Below are 14,460 nucleotides of genomic sequence, written 5' to 3' on the forward strand. Positions count from 1 at the left end.
CCACCCCATCCCCGCCGCCGTTCTCCAGAATCAGCGCCATCGCCACCTTCGGATGCTGATAAGGGGCAAACAGGGTGTAGAAGATATGGTCGCGCAGACGCACCGGGATCATTTTGGCGTTATAGGTCTGGTTTTGCTTCAGGCTAAAGACCTGCGAGGTCCCGGACTTCGCCGCGATCTGATACGGCGCAGTATGAAACAGCTTATAGCCGGTGCCGTTGGGCTGATTCGCCATCCCATACATGCCGTTGCGCACAATGCCCCAGTACGGGGATTTCGGGTCACCCACCTGCGGCAGGTTCGCCGGCTGCTGATAACGTTCCACATGGTTGCCCTGCTTCATCGAATAGAGCAGATGCGGATCCTGTACTTTACCATTGTTCAGCAGAGTGGTAAGCGCCTTCACCATCTGGATCGGGGTGGCGATCCAGTACCCCTGGCCGATGCCGACCGAGATGGTGTCCCCCTGATACCAGGGCTTTTTATGCACCCGCTGTTTCCACTCCCGGCTGGGCAGCACCCCGGCGTACTCCTCATTAAGGTCGATGCCGGTGGACTGGCCGTAGCCGAACTTGCTCAGCCATTCATGGATCCGGTCAATGCCCATCTCGAAGGCGACCTGATAGAAAAAGGTGTCCGCTGACTCTTCGATGGCTTTAGTCACGTTGAGCATGCCGTGGCCGGTTTTCAGCCAGTCGCGGTAGCGGCGTTGCGTGCCCGGCAGCGTCCACGTCGGCGCCCCGAAGAAGGTGGTGTTCGGGGTGATGACCCCAGCGGAGAGCGCCGACAGCGCCATATAGGGTTTGACCGTCGAAGCCGGAGGATATAGCCCCTGGGTGACGCGGTTGATCAGCGGCCGGTCCGGATTCTCCAGCAGCGATTTATAGGCCTGATAGCCGATACCTTTGACGAACGGATTAGGATCGTAGCTGGGACTGGAGACCATCGCCAACACGCCGCCATCCCGCGGGTCGACCACCACCACCGCCGCCCGCTGTCCCTTCAGCACCGACTCAATATACTGCTGGAGATGAAGGTCGAGAGTCAGATAGAGGTTTTTTCCGGCCACCGGCGGCATCTCTTTCAGTAGACGCACCACCCGGCCGTGGTTATCCACCTCCACTTCCTGATAGCCGGTGGTGCCGTGGAGCGCTTTTTCATAATAGCCCTCGATGCCCTGCTTACCGATATTGCGGTCGGCGGCGTAGTTCTCCTCTTCGCCGTTTTTCGCCAGCCGTTGCAGATCGCTGTCGTTGATTTTCGACACATAGCCCACCACGTGCGCCAGCTCTGCGCCGTAGGGGTATTCCCGTTGTTGGTAGCTCTCCACCGTCACGCCGGGGAAACGGAATTCGTTGACCGCGAAGCGGGCCACCTCCACATCGCTGAGGTCTGACTTGAGGGTGACCGCTTTGTAGCGGCTGGTGTGGTGCATATCGTCGCGAAAGCTGGCGATGTCGTCCGGCGTCAGGTCGACGATAGGCGTCAGCTGCTGCAACAGCGCGGCCATATCGGGAATTTTGCTCGGGATCACCTGCAGGCGATACAGGGTGATATTCTGCACCAGCGGAATGCCGTTGCGATCGAATATCAGCCCGCGGCTGGGGGCGATGGGCAGCATTTTGATGTCGTTCTGGTTTGACCGGGTCTGGTAAAAATCGTGCTGCTCCACCTGCAGATGGTAGAGGTTAACGATCAGCACGCCAAAGCAGACCACCACCAGCAGAAAAGCAATTGCGGCCCGGCGGATAAACAGCATCTCTTCCGCGGAGTGGTCGCGAATTTCGTCTCTCAAAAGGGGCATTAGCGGTACATCACCTGAATCACTGGAAAAGCCAACGGCGTAACGGCCGGGAAGCATAGCCTTATCGCAGCGTCAGCCCTACTGAAAGGTTGCTAATGATCTGGCAGAAATGTTTCAGCATGTTAGAGGGATCGTTATTCTTAACCTTGCCCGTGACGCGTCAGGCTATATTCACGATGCCCGACGCGTCGGCGCAGCTCAGTGTTCTGCGCGGGCCGCCTCGTGGGAGGTAGCCGACTTCCCTGAGGTGTAGATTAAGTACAGCGCGAGGGCCAGACATATCACCGCCGCCAGTCGCGCCGGCGAGAACGCCATCGTGCTATTGCCCAGCCAGCCAAAGTTGTCGATCAGCAGGCTCATCGTCAGCTGGCCAAAGATCACCGCCACGGTAGCCGTAGCGGTGCCTATCCGCTGCACCGCCAGCACCATAATGACGATGTAGGGCACGCCGCAAAAAGCGCCCAGCAGCTGCCACTTAGGCACCTGTAGCAGGTTTACCGACGTCGCTGGAGCAAAAAACAGGATCAGCAATCCCGTCACCAGCGCGCCGGTGGCGAAGGTTAAAAAGGCGCTGCGCAGCACCCCCACCTGGCTGCCAAGACGGCCATTTATCGCCGCCTGGACGCTAAGCAATGCGCCGCCGCACAGCGCCAGAATGATCACTATCGTATCCATTTCCCCTCCTTAACCCAGAGCCACCAGCAGTAACGCCGCCATAATCAACATCAGCGCCATGGCGCGCCGCGGATCGATTTTGCGCCGTGGGCTGCCGAATAACCCGTAATGGTCGATCGCCAGGCTTTTCGCCACCTGACCCGCCAGGATGCCGATCATGGTCATGGCAATACCAATCACCGGCGTCGCCATGGTCAAGATCACCACGTACCCCGCCCCCAACAGACCGCCGGTGAGTTGCCAGCCGGGCAGAGAAAAGAACGACGGGCTGCTACGCGGGCTGAAAAAGAGCATCAGAAAAAAGGTTAACACTGCGCCAATCCCAAAGATGCTCATGGTTGCCCACAGATCCCCCACCTGGCTCGCCAGCGGCCCCAGCAGGCCGGCCTCGACCGATAATCCCATGCCGCCGGCAATCACTAATAAAATGAATAATAACGCCATTACTGCGCCTCCTCTGTACAACAGGCGGCTGAGGATAAAACAGCGTGCTGATGCGATAAACGGTATAATGCAGAAAACACTATTGCAGGAATTGCACAGATGGCCGATGCCAGCAGCGTCGATTTTCGCGCCCTTCAGCTTTTCATCGCGGTTTACGATAACCAGAGTTTTTCCGTAGTGGCCCGCCGCGAAGGGGTCTCTCCCTCGTTGATCTCGCGAACCATCCAGCAGCTGGAAGATGCCCTCGGGCAGCAGCTGTTCTACCGCAACACCCGTGCCGTGGTACCGACCGAAGCAGGACGCCTTTTCGCAGCGTCCGCCCGGGAACTGCTGGGACAGTACGCCGACGCGCAACGGGCGTTACAGGATCGGGCACAGGTCCCCGGCGGACTGGTGCGGATCAATGCGCCGGTCTATTTTGGTCAGCGGCATATCGCCCCCTGGCTTCCGGAACTGGCGGCCCGGCATCCCAAACTGCAGTTTGACCTGATGCTGACCGACGATTTTATCGATCCCCATCGCGATGCGACGGATATCCTTTTTCGCATCAGCAGCCTGCCGGACGCGGGCTATCACGCCAGAGTGTTTGGCAGCCAGCGCTATTACCTGACCGCCTCCCCGGAGTATGTTTCACGGTACGGCAGCCCGACTTCGCCGGAGGCATTGCATCAACATCGCACGCTGGTGTATGGCGGTTCGCAGGGAGCCAACCGCTGGCTGTTTCGCCAGCGCGAAGAGGCATGGGTGCACTATCCGTTGACCCCGCTCATGACCTCGAACAATGCCGATGCCCTGCTCACTTCAGCCATCGGCGGGATGGGGATCGTGTTATTTCCCGACTGGATGGTCAGCGGGGCGCTGCACAACGGGACATTAGTCACGCTGATGGATCGCTATTCGGCGGCCATCAGCCACACGCCATCGTATATCGCGGCGATTTATCCTTATACCCGCCATCCCTCTCTCAACGTGCGGACAGTGATTGACTATTTTGCCGACGTGTTTGGATCGCCGCCCTACTGGCAGCGCTAATGCGAGATTCGTAGTAAAACTTGTCATATCTCAAACAATTAGCATTCCTTCGCCCAGCTTGACGCGAATCGTTTCCTTTGCCGCCTCGTTACGGCTATGGTTACTAATGAGGTTAATCTCAATCTCCAGGCCGACACGGTCCCACCAGGGGGTTGCCTAACCCTTCATTGAACGGAAATAGCTATTAAATCCGTAGATTCATTCAAATATCGCTTATTGGTAGCAGTGTATATCGTAACGGCATTCACAAAAGCAAACGGAGCCTGATATGAGCACGTCTAACGACCCATCCAACAATGCATCCGCCGGGAAGTGCCCTTTCCACGCCGAGACGCCAAAACAGAGCGCCGGCAGCGGCACCGCCAACCGCGACTGGTGGCCGAACCAGCTGCGTGTCGATCTGTTAAACCAGCACTCCAATCGCTCCAACCCGTTGGGTGAGAATTTTAACTACAGGGAAGAGTTTAAAAAGCTCGATTACTCCGCGCTGAAGGCTGATCTCAGAGCGCTGCTGACCGATTCGCAAGAGTGGTGGCCGGCAGACTGGGGTAGCTATATTGGCTTGTTTATTCGTATGGCCTGGCACGGCGCCGGCACCTACCGCACCGTTGACGGTCGCGGCGGCGCAGGTCGTGGACAGCAGCGCTTTGCCCCCCTGAACTCCTGGCCTGACAACGTCAGCCTCGATAAGGCCCGCCGTCTGCTGTGGCCGGTGAAACAGAAATATGGCCAGAAAATCTCCTGGGCCGACCTTTACATGCTGGCGGGTAACGTCGCTCTGGAAAACGCCGGCTTCCGCACCTTTGGCTTTGGCGCCGGTCGCGAAGACGTCTGGGAACCGGATCTCGACGTCGACTGGGGCGATGAGAAAGAGTGGCTGGCCCACCGTCATCCGGAAAGCCTGGCGAAACAGGCCATCGGCGCCACCGAAATGGGTCTGATTTATGTCAACCCGGAAGGTCCGAACGCCAGCGGCGAGCCGCTGTCCGCCGCGGCGGCCATTCGCGCCACCTTCGGCAATATGGCGATGGACGATGAAGAGATCGTCGCGCTGATCGCCGGCGGCCATACGCTGGGCAAAACCCACGGCGCCGCAGAAACCAGCCACGTCGGCGCCGAGCCGGAAGCCGCGCCGCTGGAAGCGCAGGGTCTGGGCTGGCACTCCAGCTACGGCAGCGGCGCAGGCGCGGACGCCATCACCTCCGGTCTGGAAGTGGTCTGGACGCAGACGCCCACCCAGTGGAGCAACTACTTTTTCGAAAACCTGTTCAAATACGAATGGGTGCAGACCCGCAGCCCGGCTGGCGCGATCCAGTTCGAAGCCAAAGACGCGCCGGAGATTATCCCGGATCCGTTTAACCCGGAGAAAAAGCGCAAACCGACCATGCTGGTCACCGACCTGACCCTGCGCTTCGACCCGGAGTTTGAAAAAATCTCCCGCCGCTTCCTCAACGATCCGCAGGCCTTTAACGAGGCGTTCGCCCGGGCGTGGTTCAAGCTGACCCACCGTGATATGGGGCCAAAATCCCGTTACCTCGGGCCGGAAGTGCCGAAAGAAGATCTGATTTGGCAGGATCCGCTGCCGGCAGCGACCCATCAGCCGAGCGCGGAAGATATCGCCAGCCTGAAAACCGCCATCGCCGGCGCCGGCCTGTCGGTCAGTGAGCTGGTCTCGGTCGCCTGGGCGTCCGCCTCCACCTTCCGCGGCGGCGATAAACGCGGCGGCGCTAACGGCGCGCGTCTGGCGCTGGCCCCGCAGAAAGACTGGCCGGTTAACGCCATCGCCAGCCGGGTGCTGCCGACCCTGCAGGCGATCCAGCGCGCCTCCGGCAAAGCGTCGCTGGCCGATATTATCGTGCTGGCCGGCGTGGTCGGCGTTGAGCAGGCGGCCGCTGCCGCCGGCGTCAGCGTCAATGTGCCGTTTACCCCAGGCCGCGTCGACGCTCTGCCTGAGCAGACCGACGTCGAGTCGTTTGATCTGCTGCAGCCGCTGGCGGATGGCTTCCGCAACTATCGCCGTATCGAAGGCGGTGTCTCGACGGAAACCCTGCTGATCGATAAAGCGCAGCAGCTGACGCTAACCGCCCCGGAAATGACCGTGCTGGTCGGTGGCTTGCGCGTACTGGGCGCGAACTACGACGGCAGCAAACACGGGGTGTTTACCGACCGCGTCGGCGTGCTCAGCAATGACTTCTTCGTCAATCTGCTTGATATGGCTACCGTCTGGAAAACGGCCGATGATAACGCGGAGCTGTTTACCGGCAGCGACCGTAAAACCGGCGAAGCGAAGTACAGCGCCACCCGCGTGGATCTGGTGTTTGGCTCCAACTCGGTACTGCGCGCCCTGGCGGAAGTGTACGCCTGCGCCGACGGGCAGCAGAAGCTGGTGCATGACTTCGTTGCCGCCTGGACCAAGGTGATGAACCTCGACCGCTTCGATCTGTAATCCTCTCGCCCCGGCTCCCGCCGGGGCGTTTTCCTTATACCGCCCGCGGCAGCTGTTGCAGGCGACTCCGCGTTCGTTGAATATCCTCCAGTTCCACCCCTGCCACCAGCGTCTCCAGGTCGCAGCGGGTCACCAGCAGCAGGCGGATCTGCTTTTCATACAGCACATCAATCACATTGATAAAGCGCTGCTGGGCCGCCGGCCCCACCGTAGCCAATGGCGGCACCTCGTCCAGTAGCCAGACGGCATAGCTTTCGCAGAGCGTCAGATAGTCCATCACCGCCGTGGCGGCCTGACAAAGCTGGGTAAAGGTGAAGTGCAGCAACGCGGGCGACGCCGCGGCCGCCAGCAGCGTGCGATAGCCTACCGTCAGCGAAACCGGTTCGCCAGGCAGCGACGGCAGGTCATACAGCTGACGCTGTTGTGCATTCGGATTAACCCACATCCGCCCGCTGCAGAAGGCCTTATCCTGGCTAAGATGCCGTACGCGATAATCCTCCTCGCCGTTCAGCGCCACCACCGTTAGATGGGCGCGGATCAGCGCGATCGACGGTAAAAAGCGATCGTGATATAGCGGATTGGGCAGCAGCATCTCCGGTGGGTAGTTTGAGGTGGCCAGCAGCACGATACCGTGTTGAAAGAGGTGTTCCAGCAAGGCTTTAATCAGCATGGCGTCGCCTGGGTCGTGCAGATGAAATTCGTCGAAGCATAGCAGGCGGCAACCGGATGTCATCTGCCTCATCACCGTCTGCAGGTCGGGCGCTCCGGGGGCATTCAGCCGCTGGTGCAGTTCGCGGAAGAAGTGATGAAAATGGACCCGCCGCCTGGCGGCGAGCGGCAGGCTGGCGAAAAAGTGGTCGAGGATAAAGCTTTTCCCTCGCCCGGTACGTCCCCAGACGTACACCCCCTGCGGCCTGCCTGTCGTGGACACCAACTGCTGACCGAGGGCGTCAAGGCGGGCGATGAGTGACAGCTGATCGTCGTCCAGCGTCAGACGCGCCCGCGCCGCCTGCTCGGCCATCACGCGGGTAAAACGAAAATCAGCCGTCACCTCTGTGGGACCAGATTCCGAGGGTACACATCCATTATTTAACATTCTTATAACCTCCTGCGAGGAGGCCATTCTAGCCGCTTTCCCGCGGGATGGCGAATCGCGCGACGAGCGGCCGTTTCCGCTGCTCCGCCGCCAGCCCCTACGCCTCTCCGACACGCCAGTGCACCGATGTGACGTTCTGCTGAACGCCCATCTGCGCCATAATTTGCGCCAGCGTTTTTTGGTGCTGCTTATGGCTAATCAGCTGCGCGCAAATCTCCAGATGGTCCGCGGTGTCCGCCGCCGCCGACTGCAATCCCTGCAGGGTAAACCGCTGCTGCTGCGCAATATTCAGCAACAGCTGACGTACGGCATTTTCATGTTCGCGCAGACAGGTGACGCGTAAGACATAGCGTTTCTCTTCGTCACCGGCCCCCGGCAAGGCATGAATGCGCTGCGCCGCCTCGCGCAGCAGGATATTGGCGCACAGAATAATCAGCGTAGCCGCCGTCGCGTTCCAGAACTGTCCCAGGCCGCAGAGTACGCCGATCCCGGCCGAACACCACAGCGTGGCGGCGGTATTGAGGCCGCGGACGTTCATGCCATCACGCATAATCACCCCTGCCCCAAGGAAGCCGATACCGGAGACGATCTGCGCTGCAATACGCCCCGGGCTGTCCGGCGAGGCCGACATCGCGCTGAGAATAAACACCGCCGCGCCGGTGGCCACCAGGGCATTGGTGCGTAAACCGGCCATACGTTGTCGCCACTGTCTTTCCGCGCCGATCAGCGCCCCCAACAACATTGCCGCGAGTAAATGTGTCATATAAGGAAATACCATCGCGCCTTCCTCCAGAAAACAGAAAGCCAAAAATTACAGATGTAGCGCTCAGCCGCGCCGGGCGATTAGCGGGTGGATGATGGTGGAGGAAATAAGGGTCTGGAAAACATAAACATAACGCTGCCTCTCGCGCTCAATGGCGCATAAATTATTGAGGGAGGCAATCCGGAACTGAGAGATTGCTGCCCGCCGGGATGGCAAGCAGCGAAATGATCGCGTTAGCTTGCCGGAAAATCGCAATAAGGGTGACTGTCCAACGTATGACTCCTGAATAAAAGTGGGCACATTATAGCCCGGGGTAATGATGGGTAAAGCACGAAAACGCCGCCGGTGACGATTCGTTTAGTTTGTCTTTCGCGGGTCCTGCGTAGCGTGACATCGCCAGGCGACTAAAATGCCGTCAGCGGTGATTTACTTCAATTCCGTCGCTGGGATGCGGCGAAAACCAGCATGAATATCATCTTTATGTCTCCCCAGCGCGATCTTACGCTAAAGAATGTCGCTAAGGCTAAGGATTAAAAATTTAAAACTATTAACAATCAATTAACATTAGCAGGCAAACCATTCTTCCTGAGGAACACAACACCATGTCTACCACCCAGGTTCTCGGCGAAACGCCCTATGCTTCGCCAGGACAACCGCACGCCAGCTTAACCGGACGCATTGATGCGCTGCCCGCCTCATTTGGGTTATGGTCGTTTATTACCCTGCTCTCACTTGGCGGCTTCTTTGAGCTCTACGATCTCTTCCAGACCGGGTATATCAGCGCGGGCCTGCTGGCGGAGGGCATTTTCCACACCGGACAGGCGGGCATCTTCGGCATCGCCGACCAGGCGGCCTTCGCCTCCGCCACCTTTATGGGGCTGTTTATCGGCGCCAGTCTGCTGGCGCCGCTGGCGGACAAACTGGGCCGCCGCCTGACCTTTATGGTGGCGCTCGCCTGGTACGGTCTTTTTTCGCTGCTGATGGCGACGCAGAGTAGCGCGGAAGGGGTGATCTTCTTCCGCTTTCTGGTGGGGATCGGCCTCGGCATTGAGCTGGTGGCCATTGATACCTATCTCAGCGAATGGGTGCCAACCCATCTGCGCAATAAAGCCTTTGCCTTTGCCTTCTTCATCCAGTTCCTCTCGGTTCCGGCGGTGGCGCTGATGTCCTGGATGCTGGTGCCGACCACCCTGTTCGGCCTCAGCGGCTGGCGCTGGGTGATCATCTTTGGCGCACTGTTCTCACTGGCGATCTGGTTTATCCGCAAAAAGCTACCGGAGTCAGCCCGCTGGCTGGAAAGCAAAGGGCGGCATGATGACGCGCATACGGTGATGTGTGAGATGGAAGCCCGCTGCGGCCTGACGCCGTCGCCGAAGCATGCGCATGCGGCACAGAGCGTCGTCAAACGCGGCACCTTCCGCGAAATCTGGGCACCGCAGTATCGGCAGCGCACCCTGATGCTGATGGTGATGAACTTCTTCCAGGCGATCGGTTTCTTCGGCTTTGGCAACTGGCTGCCGGCGCTGCTCTCCGGTCAGGGCGCCAGCATCACCCATAGCCTGCTGTACGCCTTCTTTATCACCCTCGCCTATCCGCTGGGCTGCCTGTTCTGCACCCGCTTCGTGCATCGCTTTGAAAACAAGTGGCAGATTGTCCTCTCCGCGCTGATGACCGTTATCTTCGGCACCCTGTTCGCTCTGCAAAACAACCCGATTCTGCTGGTGATCTGCGGGTTTATGATCACCTGGTCCAACGCCTGGCTGACCATCAGCTACCACGCCTACCAGGCCGAGGTCTTCCCGACCCATATTCGCGCCCGCGCCGTCGGCTTCTGCTACTCGTTCAGCCGGCTCTCGACCGCGGTGACCAGCATTCTGATCGGCATTATTCTGCAATACGCCGGTACGCCGGGAGTAATTAGCTTTATCGTCGTCAGTATGCTGATGGTGATGCTGTCGGTGGGGATCTTCGGCCCGAGAACGCGGGGCATTCGTCTGGAGAATATCTGATGGCGGTCGCCGCCGAGGGTGCCGGCGGCGACATATTTTATCAGTTGCGATGTTGCAGCTGGCGCTGAACCTCAATAAGCTCCGCGATCAACTCCCGCGCAAGCATAGAGGTCATTATATGATCCTGGGCATGTACCAGAATAAGATTAACCGGTACTTTGCCACAGCCCTCATCCATACCGATAAGCATGGTTTGTACATCATGCGCGCGTTTTGCGGCATCTGCGGCGTCCTGCATCAGCCTATCAACGTCCTGCCACACTCCTTTTCTGGCGGCTTGCAGCGCCTGCATCGCCAGACTGCGGGACTCACCGGCGTTAATGATGAGTTCCATGACGGTTGCTTCCATATCCATACGGTTTCCCTACTTGTTAAGTGAATGACGACTGTTGCCATAGTTAATATTTGTGATGTGTACTGCAGAAGGGATAAAAAATTGTCATTAAGGCTTGTAACTTCTGGACAGCATTAAGCGGCGCCGCAATACCACTTTTACCAACGGTCCAGCATCACCGGGGCTATATTGACACTCTCCCATCAGAGGGGCGTTTAGGCATTTTAGTGACAAGCCGCCAGGTCTGCGGCCCGGCCTCAGCCAAATATCCCCTGCGCCTCGGCGAAGCATTTTTCCGCCAGGGTCGAGACTGGTTCCTGCTGGCGCATAATCAGCGCCAGCTGTGAATCAACATGGGTTTCGGCGATCGGCAGAATTTCAAGATTATCGCTTAGCGCTTCGAGGCCGTTGTTAAGCGGCATAATGGCGCAGCAGATCCCCGCCTGCACCGCCTGGATAATCTGAAACGTCGAATCACTTTCAAAGACATACCTCGGCGTTAGCCCTTTGGCCTTAAAGCTGATTTCAATCGATTCCCGGTAATACATCCCCTTGGTCAGAAAGCCGAGGGGCAGCGTCGCCAGCGTCTCCCATCCCGGCGTCCCGGCGCTGAAGTCGAAATGGCGTTTATCGTGCAGCAGTCCCATCCGGGTTTGCGGCAAGCGAGCAATCTTGAACTGACCTTCATCCAGATGCTGCAGATAACAGATCCCCAGATCCAGCTGATTACGGCTGACGCCATCGATAATCTGCTCCGAGGTCATCGACAACAGGCTGAACTGCAGCGCCGGATATTTCTCCGCCAGGGGTTTAATCAACTGCATCGGATTGAGGCTCGCCAGCGGCACCATACCGACCCGCAGCTGGCCGACCATCTGCCCGCGACAGATGGCCGCCTCTGCCGCCAGGCCGTCATGAGCGGCCAGCACCGCCCGCGCCCAGGCCAGGATCCGCTCTCCCTCCGGGGTAAACCCCTCAAAGCGCTGGCCGCGCTGGATCAGCGTCAGGTTCAGCTCCTCTTCCAGGTTACGAATGCGCATGGAGAGCGTCGGCTGGGTAATATGACAGGCCGCCGCCGCCTGGCCAAAATGGCGCGTCTGATCGAGCGCGATCAAATACTTGAGTTGCTTAATATCCATTCTCTTTCCCGTTTGAACCCCGCCGTTCACCCCCGGGGCCGCGCACAGGTTACCAGAATGTTAGTTTCGCTAGCGATAAATTCAAGCGAGGACACCACGAGGTGCTGCGGGGCGCAGGACGGCGCGACGCCGCTCTGCGCTATACCTTTTTAACGCCCGCCGGCCAGCGGACGGATCTCTTTCGAGCGCAGCGTCAGGCGAACGGGAACCGACTTATACGAAGGGGTGCCGCTCTCTTCATCGAGATAGTTCAGCGGCACCAGCACGTTGGCTTCCGGATAATAGGCGCCGACGGTGCCCGGCGCAATGCCGTAGGCCACCACCGTGATATCTTCCAGCGTCAGCGCGCTTCCCGGCAGCGCGGTATGGATATCCACCCGATCGCCATGCTCCAGACCCTGGGCGGCCATATCCTGCTCGTTCATAAACAGCACGTCGCGGCGGCCAAAGACGCCACGGTAGCGGTCATCCATCGCGTAGATGGTGGTGTTGTACTGGTCATGACTGCGCAGCGTCACCAGGCGCATCACGTCCTCACCCTCCACCACCACGTTCTCATGCACCCCTTTAAATACCGAGAACATGGCTTTACCGGTGGCGGTAGGCCAGATGCGCTCGGTCGGCGGCAGCGGCATGCGGAAGCCTCCAGGATGGCGAATGCGCTGGTTATAATCCTCGAACCCAGGAATGGTCTGTTCGATCAGATCGCGAATGCGATCGTAGTCTTCCACGAGGTACTGCCAGTCCACTTTGCTGGCGGGCAAGGTGGCCTTCGCCAGACCGGCGACAATCGCCGGCTCCGAGCGCAGCATCGGCGAGGCGGGCTTAAGCTTGCCCGACGAAGCATGCACCATCGACATCGAATCCTCGACGGTGATCGACTGCCGGCCGCTGGCCTGCAGGTCAAGCTCGGTGCGGCCCAGACACGGCAGAATAAAGGTCTCTTTCGCCGTCAGGAGATGTGAGCGGTTGAGCTTGGTGCCGACGTGAACGCTGAGCTCAAGGCCGCGCATCGCCGGGAAGGCGCGTTCGTGGTCCGGCATCGCCACGGCGAAGTTGCCCCCAAGGCAGATCAGCGCTTTGGCTTCGCCGGCGATCATGGCCTCCAGGGCTTTTACCGCATCGTGGCCATGATGCCGCGGCGGCGTAATCCCCATCACCCGCTGCAGGCTGTCGAGGAAAGCCGCGGAGGGTTTTTCGCTAATCCCGACAGTGCGGTTACCCTGGACGTTCGAGTGACCGCGCAAAGGACAGATCCCGGCCCCCGGCTTGCCGATATTGCCGCGCATCAGCAGCAGGTCGGCAATCAGACGCACGTTGGAGGTGCCTTTGTTATGCTGGGTGATGCCCATACCGTAGGTGACGATGGTGGCCCTGGATTTGGCGTAAGCCGCCGCAACCTGGTTCAGGGATTCGCGCGTCAGGCCAGACTCCTGTTCGATGTCCTGCCAGCGGGTGGCGTGGAGGTCATCGGCGAAGGCGGTGAATCCCTGGGTATGTTGGGCAATAAACGCGTGGTCGAGCACATTGCCCTGCTCCTCCTCCAGCTGCAGCAGCGCTTTGGCGATCCCTTTCAGCGCCGCCGCGTCGCCGCCGGCCCGTACCTGGTAGTAGGTCGAGGCGATCGGCGTCGAGCGCCGGGTCGCCATCTCCATCACGTTCTGCGGATCGGCAAAACGCTCCAGCGCCCGTTCACGCAGCGGATTGAAAACGATAATCGGCACGCCGCGGCGGGATAGCTCATGCAGGGTGCCCATCATCCGCGGGTGGTTGGTGCCCGGATTATGGCCGATGGAGATCACCAGCTCGGTCTGGTCAAAATCGTCGAGAGAGACGGTGCCTTTACCAATGCCGATCGACTGTGGCAGGCCCACGCTGGTGGATTCATGACACATGTTGGAGCAATCGGGGAAGTTGTTAGTGCCATACTCGCGGGCAAACAGCTGGAACAGCCACGCCGCTTCGTTGGAGGCTCGGCCAGAGGTGTAGAATTCAACCTCATCCGGCTGCAGGCCGCGGAGGATCTCGCCGATACGGGCGAAGGCTTGCTCCCACGCCACCGGGCGCAGGGTATCGCTGTCCCGGTCGTAAACCAAAGGATGGGTTAAGCGGCCGTAGCCCTCCAGTTCAAAATCGCTTTTTGCCAGCAGGGAAGATACGGTATTTGCCGCGAGGAATGCGGGCGTCACCCGTTTGGTGGTCGCCTCCCAGGTCACGGCTTTGGCGCCGTTTTCGCAAAACTGGAAGGTCGATTTATGTTCTTTATCCGGCCAGGCGCAGCCCGGGCAGTCAAAACCGTCCGGCTGGTTGGTACGCAGCAGCGTGGCGGGCGCCTCAAAGGCATCCATCTGGGTGCGCACGGCGATGGCCGTGGCCTTCAACGCGCCCCACCCGCCTGCCGGACCGTCATAGGGGTGAACACCGGGAACCGCGCGTCTTTTATTGGTCATCTCTTTACTCCTGCTGCTCTGTTCTGGCTGTCGCTAGCCGAAAAAGGCGTACGACAACCCCGGCGACGAAGCGTGAATCGCATGGCGTCACCTGAAAAGAATGCTGTTTCTCAAGGATAGTACGATGGGAAAGCGTAGGTACTGCGTTTGTTAACTGAATAATAACATACACCACAATTCTGTATAATTGATGTTATCTATCAGGTGTTAAATTTAACTTATTTGCAAATTTTGCGGTTTTCACCGCGGTGCTGTGACGGATAAATTG

The 14,460-nt window shown here is 59.1% G+C and carries 11 protein-coding genes; 3 read left to right on the forward strand and 8 right to left on the reverse strand.

The genetic code is table 11. The features are described 5' to 3' along the window. The 3 genes from mrdA to HMPREF3140_RS20030 form a co-directional block, all read right to left on the reverse strand. The coding region (mrdA, locus tag HMPREF3140_RS20020) for a penicillin-binding protein 2 (RefSeq protein ID WP_181023170.1) at positions 1-1,804 on the reverse strand (1,804 nt) is incomplete at its 3' end. A gap of 198 nt (positions 1,805-2,002) precedes the next feature. After that, positions 2,003-2,479: a DMT family transporter gene (locus HMPREF3140_RS20025; RefSeq protein WP_032411542.1), complete on the reverse strand. Its 477-nt coding sequence runs from the start codon at positions 2,477-2,479 to the stop codon at positions 2,003-2,005. 9 nt (positions 2,480-2,488) lie between these two features. Beyond that, on the reverse strand, positions 2,489-2,923 hold the full coding sequence (locus HMPREF3140_RS20030) for a DMT family transporter (protein ID WP_004143693.1): 435 nt from the start codon (positions 2,921-2,923) through the stop codon (positions 2,489-2,491). A 99-nt stretch (positions 2,924-3,022) separates the two neighbouring features. Here HMPREF3140_RS20030 and HMPREF3140_RS20035 point away from each other — a divergent pair, with 99 nt between their 5' ends. Both HMPREF3140_RS20035 and katG read left to right on the forward strand, forming a co-directional pair. Next, positions 3,023-3,955: a LysR family transcriptional regulator gene (locus tag HMPREF3140_RS20035; RefSeq protein WP_023280131.1), complete on the forward strand. Its 933-nt coding sequence runs from the start codon at positions 3,023-3,025 to the stop codon at positions 3,953-3,955. A gap of 268 nt (positions 3,956-4,223) precedes the next feature. Further along, entirely contained in the window at positions 4,224-6,401 is a 2,178-nt protein-coding gene (gene katG / locus HMPREF3140_RS20040; protein WP_009485840.1) for a catalase/peroxidase HPI, read from the forward strand. A 34-nt stretch (positions 6,402-6,435) separates the two neighbouring features. Here the strand turns inward: katG and zapE are convergent, their stop codons facing one another. Next, complete coding sequence (zapE, locus tag HMPREF3140_RS20045) at positions 6,436-7,497, reverse strand: cell division protein ZapE (protein ID WP_070553082.1); 1,062 nt, start codon at positions 7,495-7,497, stop codon at positions 6,436-6,438. Between the two features lie 97 nt (positions 7,498-7,594). Continuing rightward, positions 7,595-8,275, reverse strand: coding sequence for an MgtC family protein (locus tag HMPREF3140_RS20050; protein WP_002906011.1), 681 nt, complete (start codon positions 8,273-8,275; stop codon positions 7,595-7,597). Positions 8,276-8,862: 587 nt separating this feature from the next. On the opposite strand from HMPREF3140_RS20050, the gene HMPREF3140_RS20055 reads away from it, so the two are divergent. Beyond that, positions 8,863-10,269, forward strand: coding sequence for an MFS transporter (locus HMPREF3140_RS20055; protein WP_070553083.1), 1,407 nt, complete (start codon positions 8,863-8,865; stop codon positions 10,267-10,269). Between the two features lie 40 nt (positions 10,270-10,309). Here HMPREF3140_RS20055 and HMPREF3140_RS20060 read toward each other — a convergent pair whose 3' ends face one another. From HMPREF3140_RS20060 to HMPREF3140_RS20070, 3 genes are all read right to left on the reverse strand, one after another. Further along, entirely contained in the window at positions 10,310-10,624 is a 315-nt protein-coding gene (locus HMPREF3140_RS20060) for a PTS lactose/cellobiose transporter subunit IIA (RefSeq protein ID WP_004180041.1), read from the reverse strand. Between the two features lie 236 nt (positions 10,625-10,860). Continuing rightward, positions 10,861-11,742, reverse strand: coding sequence for a LysR family transcriptional regulator (locus HMPREF3140_RS20065; RefSeq protein WP_002906016.1), 882 nt, complete (start codon positions 11,740-11,742; stop codon positions 10,861-10,863). A 149-nt stretch (positions 11,743-11,891) separates the two neighbouring features. Further along, positions 11,892-14,192: an FdhF/YdeP family oxidoreductase gene (locus HMPREF3140_RS20070; protein ID WP_002906020.1), complete on the reverse strand. Its 2,301-nt coding sequence runs from the start codon at positions 14,190-14,192 to the stop codon at positions 11,892-11,894. Positions 14,193-14,460 lie beyond the last annotated feature (268 nt).

This window comes from Klebsiella sp. HMSC16A12, from assembly GCF_001808265.1.
Lineage (GTDB): Bacteria > Pseudomonadota > Gammaproteobacteria > Enterobacterales > Enterobacteriaceae > Klebsiella > Klebsiella pneumoniae.

Bases quoted from the DNA above. Each gene is read 5' to 3' on its own strand.
- HMPREF3140_RS20025 (WP_032411542.1), bottom strand. From the start codon at position 2,479: ATGGATACGATAGTGATCATTCTGGCGCTGTGCGGCGGCGCATTGCTT.
- katG (WP_009485840.1), top strand. From the start codon at position 4,224: ATGAGCACGTCTAACGACCCATCCAACAATGCATCCGCCGGGAAGTGC.
- HMPREF3140_RS20050 (WP_002906011.1), bottom strand. From the start codon at position 8,275: ATGGTATTTCCTTATATGACACATTTACTCGCGGCAATGTTGTTGGGG.
- HMPREF3140_RS20055 (WP_070553083.1), top strand. From the start codon at position 8,863: ATGTCTACCACCCAGGTTCTCGGCGAAACGCCCTATGCTTCGCCAGGA.
- HMPREF3140_RS20060 (WP_004180041.1), bottom strand. From the start codon at position 10,624: ATGGATATGGAAGCAACCGTCATGGAACTCATCATTAACGCCGGTGAG.
- HMPREF3140_RS20065 (WP_002906016.1), bottom strand. From the start codon at position 11,742: ATGGATATTAAGCAACTCAAGTATTTGATCGCGCTCGATCAGACGCGC.
- HMPREF3140_RS20030 (WP_004143693.1), bottom strand. From the start codon at position 2,923: ATGGCGTTATTATTCATTTTATTAGTGATTGCCGGCGGCATGGGATTA.
- HMPREF3140_RS20035 (WP_023280131.1), top strand. From the start codon at position 3,023: ATGGCCGATGCCAGCAGCGTCGATTTTCGCGCCCTTCAGCTTTTCATC.
- zapE (WP_070553082.1), bottom strand. From the start codon at position 7,497: ATGTTAAATAATGGATGTGTACCCTCGGAATCTGGTCCCACAGAGGTG.
- HMPREF3140_RS20070 (WP_002906020.1), bottom strand. From the start codon at position 14,192: ATGACCAATAAAAGACGCGCGGTTCCCGGTGTTCACCCCTATGACGGT.